Here is an 18470-nt window from a genome sequence, read left to right as displayed (position 1 = left end):
TGTTGAACCTGAAGAATAGGATTAGTCTGTCCTTTTTTATGTCCTGATCGTACATGTATAACAATGCAAACCTTTTAACAGGTGTATTTGTTGTCTCGTTTTTACGGGAATTCATGATATTTTTAGACATAAATCTCTCTTTCAGGTTCATTGAAGGGAGTTTTTTTATGCTTACAAATCAAAAAACGATAATAAAAGTTACAGGTTTAGATAAAAATTTTCAATTACGAAAGGTATTAGACCAGATTCATTTTGAGATTAAAAACGGAGAAAGAATCGGTCTGGTTGGCTATAATGGAACTGGAAAAACAACTTTGGCAAATATTCTCTTCGGAAAAATACTACCTGATAAAGGACATATTGAAAAGCGAGAGGATTTAAAAATTGGCTACCTTTCGCAATCGATTGATTATGAAATGAACGATTTTCACGAGTCCATATTCGGGAGCGCCAATAATGTGTTGTACCAGCATACTAAAGAGCTTGAGCTCAAGAAGGTCTATGATTGGGAGGAAACACGCCTATCCCATCTAAGCGGTGGAGAAAAATTAAAGCTTGCCTTATCTATGATTTGGTCATCCCAACCAGACTTTTTAATTCTAGATGAACCCACTAACCATTTAGATTTTACAGGGATTGAATGGCTGGTTTCCGAATTAGAAACATTCCATGGAGCTGTTTTGACCATCTCCCATGACCGGCATTTTTTAGACAGAACGGTTAATCGTATATTTGAATTAGAAAATAGTAAAATTCATTTTTACAATGGGAACTATAGCAGCTACCGGAAGGAAAAACAACAACGAACCGAGAACCACCGGCACCAGTATAACGTACAACAACGTCAAATTGAAATAGTTGAAAATCAAATGGAACAGCTAAAGTCTTGGTCTGATAAGGCCCACCAGACTTCAACCAAGCAAAGCAGGGATTACGGATATAAAGAGTATCACCGGGCAAAAGCTAAGAAAAGAGATACCCAAGTCAAATCAAAGATGAAACGATTGCAGAATGAACTTGAGAAAAATAAGATCGAAAAGCCTCTTGAAGAAGCAGCAGTTAGATTTCAATTTGAGAATCATGGAAAAAGAGGAAAACGGATTATTGAGGCAAAGAATCTTGGAAAAGTTTTCACAGACGAGACCCTTTTCCATGAATCCCACTTCTACATTAATCATGGAGAACGGATTGGACTGTTAGGTGAAAATGGCTGTGGAAAGTCAACTTTACTAAAAATGATATTAGATCAGGAGAGCGTCTCATTTGGGGAACTGTGGAGGAGTGACTCTATACAGATTGCCTATTTGAGCCAGGATGTAGATGACTTGCCAGCAGAAAAAACGGCGATTGAGGCATTGGGTTTTACAGATAGAGAAAGTATTCTTAAGGCTAGGACTTTGCTTGCCAATTTAGGGTTAAAGGATACTTTTATTACAAAGCCTATTTCTACATTAAGCTTAGGAGAACGGACGCGAGTCAAGCTTGTGGAGATGTTAATGAAGGAATATGATGTTCTCATTTTAGATGAACCTACCAATCATTTGGATTTACCTAGTAGGGAACAGCTTGAACGGACGGTAGCTGATTTTACAGGGACTATTATTACTGTGTCACATGATTATTATTTTCTTAATAAACTGTGTGATCGATTGTTAGTTTTTGAAGGTCAACAAATCAAGCGAGTGGAAATGAAGCCAGAGCAGTATTTGAATAAAGATAAAACGGGTGGCCAAAGTTCGAAGGAACAGCTTTTAATTATTGAAAACAGAATAGCTTCGATTTTGGGGGAATTATCAACAATTGATCAAAAAGATCCGAAATATCTGGTTTTAGACAAGGAATTTAATGAACTTCTTAAACAAAAACGAAATTTTAACAGCTAAAAAACTGAAGAGAGCATAAATTATTGCTCTCTTCAGTTTTTTTTCATCGTTTATTTGCGGAAACTTCATTTTTATTTGCGGAAAAGTGCATTTTATTTGCGATAAATCGCCCTTTATTTGCGTAAAACAAGCTTTTATTTGCGTACCACAATTTCCCTTAATTTCTACCCAATAACGTGAGAAGCTCTTTCTCTCTTTCTGCTCTCATTCCTGATTTCCACTCATCCTGAGAAATATGTCGAGTCTTTTCCCACTCATAAATATCCGATATGCTCTCGTCCAGCGTCCTGAACGTAAGTCCACTTTTCACTGCCTTATCAATATTGATTGAAAAAGTACCCTTCCAAGGCTTTTCAAGTTCAGGCGAAAGCGGGGCATTTTCTGGAACCCATAAAGGCATTTCAGTCCAAGGTGCAACCTTTTGTTCAAGAAGGAACTCCTCATCAGCCCATACAATTTCAGCATCAGAACCAGTAACTCTTAAGCATGCGTCAATGAATTGTTTCATCGTTAGAGGAAAATCAGGTCCTGTTGCATTAAACGTTCCAGAGGTGTTAGCTGTCATCATCTTCAAAATCCACTTCGAAAGGTCATTGTTATCTATTAGCTGTACACGTCGGTTCTCATTTCCGGGCACTAACACGTTTCCACCCTTTGCAACCCTATGTACCCAATATGGAATACGATCTGTATAGTCATTAGGACCAATTAATTGCCCAGCGCGTACATTTAATACTCTGCCAGGCATATTCATTTCTGCAATCCTTTCACATAATGCTTTAAAATGTCCGTAATACTCATAAATAGGACCATTCACATCCTTTGAAAGCTCATTTGATTTCTCAAAAGACATGTCTAACACAGGATAGGTTTCATCTAAATTTTCTGGAACCCAGTCCTGATAAACAGAAATACTAGAAATAAAGGCATAGTGTTTCACCCGATCTTTAAGTAACTCCGTGCTATTTTTTACGGTAGAAGGAATAAAACCGCTAGTATCCAAAACCGTATCCCAATAGCGGTTTTTAAGCTCACACAAGTCTCCAAACCGATCGCCAGTAATGATTTCAATATCCTTAAGACCTACGTTTTGATTACCACGATTAAAAATCGTTACTTCATGATTTTGAGATAGTGCTTCTTCTACGAATGTTCTCCCTAAAAATCTGCTACCGCCTAAAACTAGTATTTTCAACTTTAATCATCTCCTCTCACATACTTCATCTTAACAAATTTCCCGATAATTCTGTTAATGATAAGAATTCCAATTTTCAAAAATGAAAGTATTGCATATGTCTTGAATATTGTTAAAATTACAAAGGTAGTAGTACTTTTAAAAATAAATTACTTCTGAGTGAACAATGAGGAGATGTTTTTTATGGAACAAGCTTTTTTACAATCCGTATCATATGATAATGGGATATTAAAAATATTAGATCAAACCAAAATTCCAAATGTTACAGAATTTCTTGAAATCACTAAAATTGAAGATGCATGGGACGCCATTAAACAATTAAAGGTTCGTGGTGCACCTGCAATCGGAATAGCTGCTGCTTATGGGTTAGTAGTTGGAATAAAGGATGCGCCTGAAAATTCCTTCGAGGATTTTTATGCTTATTTTAAAAAGCAAGCTGATTATTTAGCTACCTCACGGCCCACTGCGGTCAACTTATTTTGGGCGCTAAAGCGGATGGATGAGAAGGCACTAAAAGAGAAAGACCAACCTGTTCAACAAATAAAAGCAGCACTCGAAAATGAAGCACATACCATCCGTAATGAAGACGAAGAGGTTTGTCGGACAATCGGAGAGCATGCGTTAACACTATTAAATGATGGAATGGGCGTCCTTACCCATTGTAATGCAGGCGGAATTGCAACCGCAAGATATGGAACAGCGCTAGCCCCCCTATACCTGGCAAAAGAAAAAGGTTGGAATATAAAAGTATTTGCAGATGAAACAAGACCGCTCCTTCAGGGTGCACGACTAACTGCTTGGGAGTTAATGCAAGCTGGCATTGATGTTACATTAATAACTGATAATATGGCTGCAATGGTTATGCAAAAAGGTTGGGTGCAAGCGGTGATTGTGGGATGTGACCGAGTTGCAGCGAATGGTGACGTAGCAAATAAAATTGGAACGTATGGAGTAGCGTTATTAGCGAAAGCCCATAATATTCCGTTCTATGTAGCCGCACCTATTTCAACAATCGATTTAGAAACTAAAACTGGGGATGAAATCCCAATTGAAGAACGTGAGGCGACTGAAATTACTGAAGGTTTTGGAAAAAGAACGGCTCCGGAGGGAGTAAAGGTATTTAATCCAGCCTTTGATGTGACGCCACATGAACTTATAACTGCTATAATAACAGAAAAGGGCATCCTAACAGGAAATTACCAAGAAGAGCTTCCAAAACTTTTTAAATGATAAAAGTGGAAAGCGGGTATGTACATGATTTCTGAAATTAAATATAAAAAACAAATTTGTGAAATTGGAAAAAGAATCTATGATAAAGGGTTTGTAGCTGCAAACGATGGAAATATTTCGATTCGTCTTAGTGAGGATGAATTTCTTATCACCCCTACAGGTGTTAGTAAAGGTTTTATGACACCAGAAATGATCGTAAAAGTGAATGCGGATGGTGACGTATTGGAGGGGGATTACCGTCCCACTTCTGAAATGAAAATGCACATGCTTGTGTATCAAGAGAGGCCAGACATACAAGCTATTGTGCATGTTCATCCACCCTATGCCACTGCGTTTGCAATTGCAGGTATTCCTTTAGATCAAGCCATTATGCCAGAGTCTGTAGTCTACCTAGGTAGCATTCCTGTGGCAGAGTATGGGACCCCTTCAACGGAAGAAGTACCAAATGCGGTGAAGAAATATGTTTACGACCATCAAGGGGTCTTATTAGAAAACCACGGAGCGTTAACATGGGGAAGAGACCTTGAACATGCTTATTTCCTAATAGAATCGATGGAATTTACCGCCAAAATTAATTGGATTTCTAAGCAATTAAATGGGGATCGGGAGTTATCGAAGAACCATGTTCAAACTTTGGTTGAAATGAAAGCAAAAATGGGCATAAAAGGAAATTCACCCCTTGGTGTTGAAACTGAAACTGACGTTCATTCGGTGAAACGTACTCCTCCCATTGAACAAAGCTTATCAAAACAGGATCTTCAAACGATTGTTGAGAACGTAACAAAAAATATATTGGACGAGTTAAAGAAACATTTGTAGGAAGGAAGCAAGCCATTTGTGCTTGCTTTTTCCTTTTTTTCCTTTCTATCATTAAGAGTTTATAAAATTGTCACAGTTTCGGCATATCCCCGTTTTGTTTCAACTGAGTTTATAGTGTAAAATCGATGTAGCAGATTATGAACCTAAGGAGGAGTCGGGGATGATAAAGAAAATAATTGCTGCCGTTGTTTTGGTTTCTCTCCTTACAGTAGCAATTGTACAAGCAATGGATAAAAAGACAGAGGCACCCGAAACGACAAGTCAAGCAAGTGCTAATAATGAAGGTCTATCGATAGGAGCAAAAGCACCCGATTTTGAATTAAAAACATTAACAGGTGAAACCGTGAAGCTCTCCGACTTAAAAGGTAAAAAGGTTATGCTTAACTTCTGGGCTACCTGGTGTCCACCATGTAAAGCAGAAATGCCTGAAATGGAGCAATTTTCTAAGCAGGCTGGAGATGATGTCGTTATTCTTGCTGTTAACATTGACCCACAACTAGATGTCCAAGGTTTTGTTAACGAAAACAAGATTACCTTTCCAGTCCTTTTAGATGCTGAAGACAAAGTGAATGAAGCCTATCAGGTATTATCTATCCCAACCACGTATTTTATTAACTCAAAAGGGGTTATTAAAAATAAATTTACGGGATCAATGACCCTTGATGTGATGAAGGACTTTACCGAAAAATTAAAATAGTACCGAAGACATTGGTTTTGGCCGATGTCTTTTTTCTTTGTCTTAAACAAAGAAAAAGAAAAAACTCTTTTTAATTAATATTCAAAAAGTTGTAATAATTGAAACCGTTTCCGGGCATAATAACTGTTACAATAGGAAATAAGGAAGGTGATACTAATGAGAAAACCTAGAAAACGCTCATTTGCAGAACTTGTTTTAGAAAATAAATCACAACTATTAAAAGATCGTGCTGCAATGGAAAAAATTGAACAGCGCCTAGAAGAAAAGCGTCTCGGAAAAGCCGAGTAACCTTAAAAGTTTACCAATTATGTTTTCCATCCTTATGGACAAAATGTTAGTAAGGAGGGATCATGATATGAGTAATCCAAAAAGAGACCATAAGCATTTTACGCCAAGCCATTTAGGAACACAGCCTCGAGGCTTTAGTGGCAATAAGGGAAAAAAAATGAATGATACATCAGGTAAACACGCTCAGGTAATTCAAACTAAGGGCGAATAATAGATGAATGGATAAGACCCACTATTTCAGTGGGTCTTTTTTCTGCTAATGTTAAAATTGCATTTTTTTCTCTGTGATATTTTTCTGCTATCGTTACAAACTATATCTGTAGTAAAAACATTCTAAGGAGGAATTTGACAATGGCCTACAATAACAAACCTAATCCTGATGATCGTAGCGATAATGTAGAGAAACTTCAATCAATGATTCATAATACAATTGAAAATATGGAAGCGGCTGAAGAATCGCTTGCTTTTACCGACAGCGAGCAACAGCGCCAACAAATCGAATCGAAAAATCAACGGAGACGCGAAAGTATCGACTCATTCCGCTCAGAAATTAAAGACGAAGCCCAAAATCAACAAAGCTAATAATAGCAGAAGAACCTGTTCCGTTTATGGACAGGTTCTTTTTTCACCTGTATTGCCCTCCTTAGTACAGGATATTTCTTTTGCTTAGACTTGTTATGGTAAGATAGAAGGGAAATTTTTAAAAAGAAGTGATGACATTGAAACAACTAACCAATCAACGAACTCTATATACGGAACAAATCAGACAGTGGGAACAGGAACTTAACGAAACTGGTATCCTTACTAATGAAAGTCAGCTCATTAGTGCAATCAGTCAGGAAACGGATCCTAAATCCCTATCCAAGCTTTTAACGCTAGGAGCACAATCAAGGCTAGGTCGGGATAAAGAGGACACTTTAGCAGCTGTTTGGTTTGCAAAAGCCCTCGAACTTGATCCTGAAAACCAAAGGGCAAAGGAATTTAGTATTCAATCTGACTGGAAGAAAATGAAGGATTTTCTGGCTCCACTTTCGTTCCCGCCTATAAGAGAAACGGATAACCGTACGGCCAAGAAAAAAACAGCTGAGCAGTACATAGATATTTGCCAAAGCTTTTTAAAAGCATCAGAAGAACAATTGAAAGATTTACAAACAAAAGTAGATGTAGCTTCCACGATGGTGAATAAACAGCTTTTTTTCAAATATCAGAAACTTTCTGAATTACTATTTACTGCCATAGAGGAAACTGGAAGTCTGTTAAAAGCAGCGAAAGAATATGATCAATCAATTACCGGTGTCTTCCATACATCTACTTTTTTTGAGGATTTAAAATTGCATATGGCCAATGTTGATGAAGTAAAAAGATCATGGGAACAGCAATTTCTTGAAGAACAACCCTCAGAAATCACAGCAGATAACGCATTGGATGAATTAAATAGTATGATTGGGATGGATTTAGTTAAAAAACGCGTGAATGATTTTTACCGATTCCTAAAATACCAAAAGCAACGTAAAGAGCTTGGTTTTCAAGTCAAAGATGAACTAAGTTTAAATATGATTTTAACAGGAAACCCAGGAACTGGTAAAACAACACTTGCTCGTTTATTGGCAAAAATTTATTATGAGTTGGGTGTACTTCCACGGGAAGAAGTAATTGAGACAGACCGCTCGCAATTAGTCGGGGGCTTTGTAGGACAAACAGAGGAAAACGTCCGATCCATCGTTGAAAAGTCCATTGGCGGTGTATTATTTATTGATGAAGCTTATAGCTTAAAACGCGAGGGTCAAACGGGGAATGATTATGGTCAATCTGCTATTGATACCCTTGTTTCACTGATGACCGGAAGTGAATATGGCGGAAGGTTTGCGGTCATTTTAGCTGGGTATCCTGAAGAAATGCGCTCGTTCATAGATGCCAATCCTGGATTACGTAGTCGTTTTCCTCAATCAAATTTTATCCATTTACCTAATTATTCGAACGAGGAGTTAATTCAGATTGCCGAAAAAGTGGCATTAGACAACGATTATCTACTGACTGAGGAATCAAAAAGCGAAATTGAGCTTCGTCTTGAACAAGAACGAGTGGATGAAACCTTTGGAAACGCGAGAACAGCACGAAATATTGTGTTAGATGCCATTTTTAAAAAGGGGTCAGAGAAGCAATCTGCAGAAAATGATCTTTTAGATTATATGCTCCTCAACAAAGAAGATTTTCGTTTGGAAAAAGCGCACAGCACAGATTCACCACAGGAAAAACTGGACCAGCTCATTGGTCTTAACGCCTTGAAAGAAGAAATGAGATCATTAATATCGTTTGTAAAAATGCAACAGTTTAGAAGAAAACAGGGATTACCGACAGTACCCATTCAACTTCATGCTGTATTTACCGGAAATCCTGGTACAGGTAAAACTACTGTGGCTAAAATTTATGCGGAGTACTTAAAAGAATGCGGTATTCTAAAACGAGGACACCTTATTGTAGCTAGCAGGGCCGATTTTGTTGCTGGTTATGTAGGTCAAACTGCCGGGAAAACAAAGAAAAAGATTAAGGAAGCACTAGGTGGTGTGTTATTCATTGACGAAGCATATTCTCTTCTTAGTCATTCAAACAGTGATTTCGGGAAAGAAGTTATTGATACACTAGTCGATGAAATGACAAAGCAAAACGAAAACCTTGTGGTTGTCTTAGCAGGCTACCCAAATGAAATGGATCAACTCTTGGAGAGCAATCCTGGGCTCCGCTCAAGATTTAAAAAATACTTCCTATTTCCTGATTACTCTTCAGAAGAGTTACTTGAAATCATGGCCACGTATGCCGAAAGCTTTCAATACCACTTAACAGAGGATGCAAAGAAGCGATTAATTGAGGCCATTGAAACAGAAGATTCCAGAGGGAACGGCCGTTTTGCTACAAACGTGGTCGATGAAATGATTCAAGCACAAGCATCTCGGCTAATGAAATTAGAACAGGATAATGAACTTATTGAAAAATCGATGTTCCTTGAAGCAGAAGATGTTAAGGTGGCCATAGGTAAAATAAAATAATTTTAAAGTAATGAGAGGAACGTTGTCCGTGGAGAACTATTTTATTTCGACTAGAGAGATTCAACTTTACTATGCAGATACAGATATGATGGGTGTCATTTACCATGCAAATTATTTAAAGTTTTTTGAGCTAGGAAGAACAGGGTTTATTGAGGATCTTGGCTATAATTACTTAGCAATGGAAGAGTCTGGTTACTATGCTCCCGTATATGATATTCAAATCACTTACAAAAAACCGTTACGCTATGGCGATAAGGCCTTTGTTAAAACGTGGGTAGAGTTAAACGATGGAATAAAAACAATTTATGGATATACGATAATTAATGGAAACGAAGAAATATGTGCAGAAGGAAAGTCTACTCATATTATTGTTAAAAAGGATAATTTCAGGCCTACCTCCTTTAAAAAAGCCTTCCCGGAATGGTATTTAAAATATGAGGAAGTAAAGAAAAAATAACTGAGAGTTCCTAGAAAAAGCACTTATATCCTAGATACTTAAAGTTTGGGGTGACGTAGTGGCATTCGGTATTAAGAGACAGGAAATTATTGATTGGAAAAGAAAAATTGACAGGGGAGAAATTGCTTTTTTAACTCATTATTGGCTGGATGACCGTTTTCCAGGAGCAAAAACTGTAACAAAGGTAGGTTGTCAGGATCTTGACAAACTCGCAGCCTGGGGTAAAAAATATGGTTTAAAAAAGGAATGGATTCATCACAGAGCAGATGGCTATTCTCATTTCGATTTAATTGGTGATAGGGGCAAAAACGTTTTACAAAAAGCGGGCTTAACAGAGCATATATGGAGTGAATAAATAGAGGCTGGCTCATCAATGAGTCAACCTCTATTGCTTTTTATTTCTTATATTGAAAACTAGGTTCTTCATAGGTTTCTTGATAGTCAATTGTTAAATCATGATCATCAAAGAACCATACATCCTTTTCTTCAATATAAAAGACAATTCCGTCTACCATTGTTTGTGTACCAATATCTATGGGTTCGTCTGTCGAGATTCCTAAAGAAAAACCACTTTGTACTGTGCTGCATCCTCCGTACCGAGCAAAAAAGCGAACATAATCACCCTTTTTAAGACCTAGTTCTCTTTTATACCACGCTACAGCCTCATTTGTAATATGTATATTCATGTAAGAGACTCCTTTCTAGCTGCTAATCCTTTTATTATATAAGAAAAGCGGATGAGAATCGAATGATTCGAATTTTATAACGGCAAAACTACCCAGCCAAGAAGCAACAGAAGGACTGTAATGATGCTATGAATAATAAAGGAAGGGAGTAAACTCTTTGATTTAACAGTGACGAAGCCAAATACAACACCCAATAGGAAATAGAACAAACTTATTTTTATCGAGTAACCAAACATCGTTGTATACAGCCCATATGCAGCACTACTTAGTAAGATACCCATACGCTTGCTGCTCATTCGGATAAACTGCGTAATAAATATTCCCCTCCACAATAATTCTTCTAAAAATGAATTCAATCCAGAAAATAGTAGTATCAAACCAATCTTTAAGATAGTCCATTCTCCCGCCTTCATTACAAGGACAAGAATTACACTTAACACAAGGAGAGCTAGCATGAAATAAAAAAGCAGAAAGAAGGAGATTGTGAAATGGCTGGTTATTTGAATGGGAGAATTCCTAATAAAGCTTATGTAAGAATAGCCTGTTGGCTTATTGAATTTCTTTATCACATAGGTTATTAGTATAATCGGAATCGTCCATAACAATTGACTTATTAATACAAGTGTAAAAGGCGATAGTGGGTACGCATCGATAAAATGGTCTGCGTAGCCAATGAGTAAATTACCTAAAAAAAATGCAACGATCAACCAGACAAATAGCCGATTGTTTTCCTTAAAAAAAGCAACCAGTATTAGTAACCCAAAAAGGATTATAAAGAAAAGCGAATAAAAACCTCTTGTAAAAAGGAAGGACATAATGGTAAAAAGTCCACCTAACAACAAACCTCTAGAGTATCTAGTGTCCATTCCTATTACTCCTTTCATATAATTTGTTCATTAGAAAAAAGCCCCGTCTTAACGGAGCCATTGTTTCATATGTTGTTGAATTTCTTTGTATTTCGCATCCGCATTCGTAAGCCCAAATGTTGCTGCATTCTCCAATGGAACAACCTTAAAGTGGTGATATTTTTGACTAGTAATATAGGTTGGAAAGAAGACTGGATTCGAAATTTCGATAGTTGTCCCTTTGTCTGTAATTTGTTTAGTTACATCGATTGTGGCTAAACCGCCAATGTCTTTATAATTATTATTCTGAGCAGAAAGAAAGTTGCCTAATGAATAAACCACAAATGCTTTCCTTCCATCCGTTGTGTTGAACCATTCCATAGGTTGAAGGACATGCGGATGAGAACCAAATATGATATCCACACCTTCATTTGCCAAGAAACGAGCTAAATCCTTTTGATTATTTGTTGGAATTCGTTGATATTCATTCCCCCAATGAATGCTCATCACAACTAAATCCGCTGCTTTTCTTGCTCGTTGAATTTCTCCTTTCATTCTCTCACGGTCAATCAGGTTGACAAGAAAATCCTTCCCTTTGGGGACGGGGATTCCATTTGTTCCGTATGTGTAGGAAAGGAAGCAGATTTTTATTCCATTTTTATTTATAATCCTTAAATTTTGTTGATCCTTATCATCTACAAAGCTCCCCACATATGGTAAACCTATACTTTGTAAGTAGGCAGCTTCTGATTGAACTCCTTTAAACCCTCTATCTAATGTATGGTTATTGGCGGTTGAAACGATATCGACACCTGTATGAATGAGGGCATCGGCTACCTCATGGGGACTATTAAACTTAGGGTAACCTGAAAGTCCTAGTTCCAAGCCTCCAAGCATGCTTTCTTGATTTGCTGTTAATACATCTGGTTTTTCTAATAGTGCTTTTATATTTTCAAACATTGGATCGAAATTATAATCTTTTCCATTGAAGGCATCTTGGTAGACTACATCGTGGATCAGTATATCTCCAATTGCTCCAATCGTTACTTTTTCAATCAGCTTTCGATTTGTTAGTTGGAAAGGCCGCGTACTATGATTTTTTGAAGGATAGTTTTTCTTTTCGTTTTTTTCTTTTTGCTCATTCACAAAGAGGATAGATGCAAGAGTGGTACAAATAAAAATAATTAAAACAGAGGTAATAAAAGCTTTCTTTCTCATAAATTTCTCCTTGTATGAGCTTGTTCAGGCAAATTATTTTCGTACTCCTTGATAATACTATAATATATTAGTATGATTTTTTAAATTTTTATTTGGACAAATAATAAGAAGATAGGGGCGTGAATCTGATGTTTCGTATTACAGGGAATGCTCATAAGATATTACAGGATTCAATAAACAAAGAAAAAAAGACAGAGAATGAAATACTTTATATCCGATTAAGTATGGGAATTGGTTGAGGTGGGCCAAAATTAAATCTGTCTCTGGAAGAGCGGAAAATTCAAGGGGATCTTACTTTTGAGTTCGATGACCTAACTATCCTTATTCATGAAAAAGAGTTTGTTTACTTCGATCACACAAAGCTCGATTATATTGACGATGTATTAGGAAATAAAAAATTCCATCTATTAAGAATGTAGGAAATAGGCTGCCCCATTTAAAGTCAACCTATTTCTAAGAATAAATCTTTATGACTCTTCTAATTCATCAAGAAACTGAAGTAATTCCTCAAAATTTCTAGTAACTTTTATCGGAGAATAGTCTGTTCCTTCCTCAGGGTTCTTAAACTCGACAATAAAGTCATTTACATCGGTGCTCTCTGAAACAACGGTTGAAAAAATAAGTTCTTGTTTAACAATTTGCAATTTTATCCCCCTCCATGAACTGACACTTATTCCTACTTTTATTCTATAGGAAAAAAAAGGGATATAACCAAAGGGATTTCGACATTTTTATGAAAAATGGCTATAAAAGAACCGAATCGGTTCCTTTATAGCCATTTGATTTTTGGTTCTGTCTTATTGATGATCCTCTTAATATTTGCCCGGTGGCGGTAAATGACAAATGATGCTAATAACGTCACAGCAATTAGTAACGGGACATTCCATATGACCAGTGCGTAAATGACTGCACAGAGACCTGCAATCATAGATGATAACGAAACATATTTTGTTATGTACAGACTGAGAAAAAAGACAACCAAAACTGTGATGAACATTAATGGAGCACAGAGTAGTAAAACTCCTCCTGAAGTGGCAACTGCTTTACCTCCACGGAATCCCGCAAAAATTGGGTAAGTGTGACCAATAACAGCAAGGACACCAGCTAGTAATGGGTTAATGTCTACATGAAAGAGGTAGGGTAAGGAAGCTGCTAAAGTCCCTTTCAAAATATCAGCAAGAGTAACGGCAATTCCTGCTTTCACTCCAAGTGTTCGAAAAGTGTTCGTGCCTCCTAAATTTCCGCTTCCGTGCTGACGAATATCGGTTTTATAAAACGTTTTACCGATGATTAACCCTGAGGGGATTGAGCCTAGCAAATAGGCAAGGATCAAGACTAATATAATTTGAACCATTCATAATTTCTCCTTCGATAAAAGATCCAGTTCTTTTATTTTACCATGTATTGATTAAAAAACACTATTGCTTTCTTGATTAACTTTAATTATTAGTGAAGAAGGGACCGAAAGAGATTCTAAAAATACCTTCTCAATTGCAATAAGATACCTTAGGATAGAAATAAGGAGGAAGGGAAACATGGCACGTCTAGAATATACAAAAAATAATAATCTATCAACTAAATGGATAATCGGAGGATTCATAAGTGCTATTTTACTTATTATCTCTTCTATTTTTCTAATACTTTATCCATTTGCATCCACAGAGAAAAAGACCTATTTTCAAGGCCAGCATCCAATCCTTTTCATGGGAAAGCAACAAGGAAATGCCTTTATTGAAGAAAACACCTTGTTTGTGCCACTTTCATTTGTGAAAAAAAATATGGATGGCACGATCCATTATGATGAGAAATCAAAATCAGTTATTATCACTACGACAGATAAAGTTGTACAAATGCCAACTGATTCGTTAAGTTATTATGTGAATCAAAAGCCAGTAAACTTACAGCTGTCTCCCATTCTTGCGAAGAATGGAGAACTATATATTGCGCTTGATCCAATCTTATCTCTTTACCCTATTCAATATAAAACATTACCTGATAGTAATGCGATATGGATTCAACAGGATGGTGATCAATACGAGAATGGTAGATTAACAGATAAGGAAATTAATAAAGAGAAGCTTAGACTTCGCACAAAGCCCACCTGGCATTCACCCTATGTCGCTGACATGAAATCGAAAGAAGAGATCATCATTGAGGGTGAAAAAGACGAATTTTATCTTGTTAGGAAAGCAAACGGTGTTAGCGGCTATATAAAAAAAGATTATGTCTCAAAAGGGGCACGCGTAAAGATATCCATAAAGAACGAGCGGAAAACATTTCAAATACCCAAAATAAATGGACCCATTCAATTAACATGGGAAGCCGTCTATACCAAGAATCCTGACATGTCGAAAATACCAGAAATGACAGGATTAAATGTTATTTCACCTACATGGTTCTCCCTTGCTAGCAATTATGGAGCAGTTAAAAACCTTGCCTCACTTGATTATAGTAAATGGGCTCAAGGAAAGGGATATCAAGTTTGGGGTGTATTTTCTAATTCCTTTGATCCTCAATTGACCCACGAAGCATTCAAAGATTTTGATACAAGAGCAGCGATTATCCGGCAACTGCTTCACTTTAGTCAGATGTATCAGCTTCAAGGGATGAACTTTGATATAGAAAATGTTAATCCTGAGGATGGACCATTAGTTACTCAATTTATGAGAGAGGCAGCGCCATACCTGCACGAAGCAGGCCTTGTCATTTCGATGGATATTACCTTCTCAGCGGGGGCTAACAACAACTGGTCTTCATTTTATGAAAGACCACAACTAGCCAAAATTGTCGACTACCTTATTGTTATGGCCTATGATGAGCATACCAATGCCTCTTCAGGATCAGGGAGTGTGGCAAGTTTGCCATGGGTGGAACGAAACCTTGAAAGACTTCTGACAGAAGTGCCAAAGGAAAAATTAATTCTTGGGGTTCCTTTATATGCAAGGCTCTGGAAGGAACAAATGAATGCTAATGGTACGGTGGAAATAACAGCAAAGGCCCTAGCAATGGATAAAGTGAAAGCGTGGCTGACTGAAAAAGGTCTACAGCCAAAATATGATGAAGAAAGTGGCCAAAACTACGCAGAATTTTATGCAGCAGATGAAAAAGCGACCTATAAAATATGGATTGAGGATGAATTGTCATTGAATAAACGAGCAGACCTAGCGATCAAATATGAACTCGCTGGGATTGGTACATGGTCCCGACTATTTGGGGATCAAACCGCTTGGACAGCATTAAATCTACTAGCTGATCGATCAGTGACGCAAAAATAATCAAAGGGGTGGCACTCCTTTGATTATTTTTTTTGCAATATACGCTTTTTTCAAAGTAACTAAGAACAATTAGAGTCAATTTTATTACAAAAATATGAAGAATTTTCAAACCATTTGTTAACTCGTTGAAAGCAATGTATAGAGCCCATATAATTTAGATAAAATCAGATAAACAAGCAAAAACCGGCCGATTCCAAACAAACAAATGGGCCTTTTTTCTTATATAACTTTCATTAAAAGAAGAAAGAGGTGATCATCATATGGCAAGAAATATCCCACAATATTTAACCTATCAATTTCCTGATATTAAGGTGTTGTTAGTTGAAGAAGAAAAGTTTTCTCGTGAGAAGCTTTTACGTATCCTTAAGCGCCGTTTTACAACGCTTTTTGTAGCTAGTGACAGTGTGGAAGGTTTAAAGCTCTATCAGCAATATCAACCTGACATAGTCATTATTGATATTACAATGGATCAGATGGGTCAGTTAGAAATGGTGCAAAGAATAAGAGAAATGAATGCTAACGTACAAGTAATTCTAACAACTAATCATGATGATAATGATTTTTTTATTCACATGATTAAGGGTTACTCGAATCATATCATCCTAAAGCCTATTAATTTAGATTATTTCTTTCAAGCCATACAATCATCTGTAAACCAAATTCAATTGGAAAATGAAATTAAGAACAATATCGCAGCAGTTGATTACTTTGCAAATACTATAGATCGTGTGAAGTTCCATGAATATTTGATAGAGGAAGTAAAACGTACCAGAGATGGTACCCACCCTTTTTCTATTATTAAAATGGAAATCGACTTCTTTCAAAAAATTATTGATGGTTTTGGCATGAATGCAGGTGAAGAAGTGTTAACTACTATTTCAACCATTATCCAACAGAAAATTAGTGAAAAGGATATTTTGGGTCGTGGGAAAACTGATGAATTCTTCCTTCTACTCCCGAATATTGAAGCAGATGATGCAGTTGAAATTGCAGAGTCTCTTCGTTTTTTAATAGAGAACTTTGATTTTAAAAGTATTGGAAAAGTGACATGCAGCTTTGGGGTTACTGAACATTTAAACTGGAAATCAAAGAAAGAATTACTAAACGAGGCAGAGATCGCTCTCCATAAGTCAAAAAAGAATGGACGTAATCGTGTAACATTGTTCAGCAAAGCTCATTAAGAAGGTGCCCAATTGTTATTTTTGTATATAACACTATCCCTAACAATTTCCTTAATGGTGGTAATATTGTTCCACTGTTTTAGTAAGATTCGTAAGTTAATGAATCAGCTAAAAACAAGTGAAAGTAATTATCAAGATTTAACAGCAAAGTATAACTTGAGGAATCAAAAATTTGAAATACGCATACAGGAAGAACTTGAAAAAAATAGGCAAAAAGATCTTCTATTAATCCGACATTCTAAATTTGCAGCAATAGGTGAAATGATTTCGAGCATGGGGCAACAATGGCTTCAACCACTAAATAGTCTATCACTATTAATTCAGGATGTCAGAGAAGCGCGTGAATTTGGTGAAATTGATGATCAGTATATTGACCGCTTTACAGTGGAAAGTTTGGCCCAAATAAATGTAATGTCAGGTATAGTGAATGATCTACGGAAGTTTTACCAGCTAAATACGGAAAAAAGCTTCTTCTCTGTTGGAGATTCGATTGAGGATGCATTAACGATGTTTTCCCCAAGCCTTAAAAATCATAATATCCAGGTGTCATATGAATATAGGGGGCAACATATCGGATATGGTTATCCAAATGAATTTAGCCAGGTCATGGTCATTCTATTTTCAATCTTTCGAGATACCTTTGTGGATAAAAATATAAAAAAACGCAAAATGGTTATCAAATTAGAGGAATCAAAAGAATGCGTAATTGTAGAGGTCTTTGAAAATTCAGGTGGTATCGATCCCGCTCATATTCAGAAGATATTTGACCCGTATTTTTCCACCCGTTCTGATGGATCAGGATTGGACCATTTTATAGCAAGAATGATCCTTGAGAAAATGGATGGTAGAATTTCTGTTGAAAATACAAGCGATGGGTCCAAATTTCTCATTGCACTGCCAAGGTGTGCTGTTTCAACCGAACCAGAGGGTGTTTCCGTATAAATAATCTCATTAGCTCCTGATGAAAGCAGGGGCTTTTTTTTATTTAAAAGCGTTATATTATGTTTTTAACTCCGTTAACGGTAAAATAAAAGAAAAAAGCTAGGAGTGAGTATGATGACAGTTGAAATCCCAAGTCGCGAAGAACTAGGGGCAATTTTAAAAAAAGCAAAAAGAATTGCTGTTGTAGGTTTAAGTAATAACCCTGAGCGTACCTCCTATCAGGTTTCTGCAGCAATGCAAAAGGCGGGCTATGAAATTATCCCCGTCAATCCTACCATTGATGGGGAAGTACTCGGTGTAAAAGCCGTCGCATCGCTAAAGGATATCGAAGGTCATATTGATATCGTAAACGTTTTCCGTCGTTCCGAACAGTTATTTGATGTTGCAAAGGAATTTGCTGACATTGATGCAGATATCTTTTGGGCCCAACTTGGTCTTATCAATGAAGAAGCCTATACATTCCTTAAAGAAAAGGGATATACGGTTGTTATGGACCGCTGCATTAAAGTCGAGCATGCATTGACAAAATAATGTTCAAAAAAACTGCTAATCATTAGCAGTTTTTTCTATTTTTTTAAGCAAAAAGCGAGGAAAATGATATGTCAAAAATATGTTATTTAAAATTACGTATTTGCCAAATCTGAATAAATCGCTACAATTAAGCATAGACGTCACAAGAACATGTGATAAAATAAATAGTGGCAAACATG

General features: G+C 36.7%; 20 protein-coding genes. 14 read left to right on the top strand and 6 right to left on the bottom strand.

All coding sequences use genetic code 11. The features are described 5' to 3' along the window. Positions 1–167: 167 nt before the first annotated feature. Positions 168–1883 carry a ribosomal protection-like ABC-F family protein gene (gene abc-f / locus QFZ87_RS14835; protein ID WP_309862654.1) on the top strand — a complete coding sequence of 572 codons (1716 nt, stop codon included), beginning with the start codon at positions 168–170 and terminating at the stop codon, positions 1881–1883. A gap of 157 nt (positions 1884–2040) precedes the next feature. Here abc-f and QFZ87_RS14830 read toward each other — a convergent pair whose 3' ends face one another. Then, positions 2041–3078 carry an NAD-dependent epimerase/dehydratase family protein gene (locus QFZ87_RS14830; protein WP_309862651.1) on the bottom strand — a complete coding sequence of 346 codons (1038 nt, stop codon included), beginning with the start codon at positions 3076–3078 and terminating at the stop codon, positions 2041–2043. 183 nt (positions 3079–3261) lie between these two features. On the opposite strand from QFZ87_RS14830, the gene mtnA reads away from it, so the two are divergent. The 9 genes from mtnA to QFZ87_RS14785 all read left to right on the top strand — a co-directional run bounded on the left by mtnA (position 3262) and on the right by QFZ87_RS14785 (position 9968). After that, positions 3262–4308, top strand: a complete 1047-nt coding sequence (gene mtnA / locus QFZ87_RS14825) for an S-methyl-5-thioribose-1-phosphate isomerase (protein WP_309862649.1) — start codon at positions 3262–3264, stop codon at positions 4306–4308. Positions 4309–4332: 24 nt separating this feature from the next. Next, positions 4333–5127 (top strand): class II aldolase/adducin family protein, encoded by a 795-nt coding sequence (locus tag QFZ87_RS14820; protein WP_309862647.1) that lies wholly within the window; start codon positions 4333–4335, stop codon positions 5125–5127. Positions 5128–5287: 160 nt separating this feature from the next. Beyond that, positions 5288–5824 (top strand): redoxin domain-containing protein, encoded by a 537-nt coding sequence (locus tag QFZ87_RS14815; RefSeq protein WP_309862644.1) that lies wholly within the window; start codon positions 5288–5290, stop codon positions 5822–5824. Positions 5825–5980: 156 nt separating this feature from the next. Further along, positions 5981–6112 carry an FbpB family small basic protein gene (locus tag QFZ87_RS14810; RefSeq protein ID WP_160723454.1) on the top strand — a complete coding sequence of 44 codons (132 nt, stop codon included), beginning with the start codon at positions 5981–5983 and terminating at the stop codon, positions 6110–6112. Positions 6113–6179: 67 nt separating this feature from the next. Continuing rightward, positions 6180–6323, top strand: coding sequence for an acid-soluble spore protein N (locus tag QFZ87_RS14805; protein ID WP_309862639.1), 144 nt, complete (start codon positions 6180–6182; stop codon positions 6321–6323). A 140-nt stretch (positions 6324–6463) separates the two neighbouring features. Continuing rightward, positions 6464–6694, top strand: a complete 231-nt coding sequence (gene tlp, locus QFZ87_RS14800; RefSeq protein ID WP_308084033.1) for a small acid-soluble spore protein Tlp — start codon at positions 6464–6466, stop codon at positions 6692–6694. Positions 6695–6825: 131 nt separating this feature from the next. Next, positions 6826–9156: an AAA family ATPase gene (locus QFZ87_RS14795; protein WP_309862635.1), complete on the top strand. Its 2331-nt coding sequence runs from the start codon at positions 6826–6828 to the stop codon at positions 9154–9156. 10 nt (positions 9157–9166) lie between these two features. Next, the gene (locus QFZ87_RS14790) at positions 9167–9613 is read left to right on the top strand and encodes an acyl-CoA thioesterase (protein WP_309862633.1); all 447 of its coding nucleotides are present in this window, start codon (positions 9167–9169) and stop codon (positions 9611–9613) included. Between the two features lie 58 nt (positions 9614–9671). After that, positions 9672–9968: a hypothetical protein gene (locus tag QFZ87_RS14785; RefSeq protein ID WP_309862631.1), complete on the top strand. Its 297-nt coding sequence runs from the start codon at positions 9672–9674 to the stop codon at positions 9966–9968. Between the two features lie 40 nt (positions 9969–10008). On the opposite strand, the gene QFZ87_RS14780 is transcribed toward QFZ87_RS14785, so the two are convergent. The 5 genes from QFZ87_RS14780 to plsY all read right to left on the bottom strand — a co-directional run bounded on the left by QFZ87_RS14780 (position 10009) and on the right by plsY (position 13716). Next, positions 10009–10299 (bottom strand): HesB/YadR/YfhF family protein, encoded by a 291-nt coding sequence (locus QFZ87_RS14780; RefSeq protein ID WP_309862628.1) that lies wholly within the window; start codon positions 10297–10299, stop codon positions 10009–10011. 74 nt (positions 10300–10373) lie between these two features. Further along, positions 10374–11165 carry a CPBP family intramembrane glutamic endopeptidase gene (locus QFZ87_RS14775; protein ID WP_309862626.1) on the bottom strand — a complete coding sequence of 264 codons (792 nt, stop codon included), beginning with the start codon at positions 11163–11165 and terminating at the stop codon, positions 10374–10376. 48 nt (positions 11166–11213) lie between these two features. Continuing rightward, positions 11214–12362 (bottom strand): CapA family protein, encoded by a 1149-nt coding sequence (locus QFZ87_RS14770; RefSeq protein WP_309862623.1) that lies wholly within the window; start codon positions 12360–12362, stop codon positions 11214–11216. Positions 12363–12829: 467 nt separating this feature from the next. After that, a complete protein-coding gene (locus tag QFZ87_RS14765; protein ID WP_309862620.1) occupies positions 12830–13006 on the bottom strand; it encodes a hypothetical protein in 177 nt (58 codons plus the stop codon). Positions 13007–13131: 125 nt separating this feature from the next. Continuing rightward, on the bottom strand, positions 13132–13716 hold the full coding sequence (gene plsY, locus QFZ87_RS14760) for a glycerol-3-phosphate 1-O-acyltransferase PlsY (protein WP_309862617.1): 585 nt from the start codon (positions 13714–13716) through the stop codon (positions 13132–13134). Positions 13717–13897: 181 nt separating this feature from the next. Here plsY and QFZ87_RS14755 point away from each other — a divergent pair, with 181 nt between their 5' ends. The 4 genes from QFZ87_RS14755 (at position 13898) to QFZ87_RS14740 (ending at position 18291) form a co-directional block, all read left to right on the top strand. After that, on the top strand, positions 13898–15637 hold the full coding sequence (locus QFZ87_RS14755; RefSeq protein ID WP_309862615.1) for a glycosyl hydrolase family 18 protein: 1740 nt from the start codon (positions 13898–13900) through the stop codon (positions 15635–15637). A gap of 260 nt (positions 15638–15897) precedes the next feature. After that, on the top strand, positions 15898–16818 hold the full coding sequence (locus QFZ87_RS14750) for a diguanylate cyclase (RefSeq protein WP_309862612.1): 921 nt from the start codon (positions 15898–15900) through the stop codon (positions 16816–16818). A gap of 12 nt (positions 16819–16830) precedes the next feature. Next, a complete protein-coding gene (locus QFZ87_RS14745; RefSeq protein ID WP_309862609.1) occupies positions 16831–17760 on the top strand; it encodes a sensor histidine kinase in 930 nt (309 codons plus the stop codon). A gap of 114 nt (positions 17761–17874) precedes the next feature. Beyond that, complete coding sequence (locus QFZ87_RS14740) at positions 17875–18291, top strand: CoA-binding protein (protein ID WP_309867898.1); 417 nt, start codon at positions 17875–17877, stop codon at positions 18289–18291. Positions 18292–18470: the final 179 nt, after the last annotated feature.

It is taken from the genome of Bacillus sp. SLBN-46 (assembly GCF_031453555.1).
In the GTDB taxonomy this organism is placed as follows: Bacteria; Bacillota; Bacilli; order Bacillales; family Cytobacillaceae; genus Neobacillus.
This window is presented reverse-complemented; position numbering and strand designations above follow the sequence as displayed.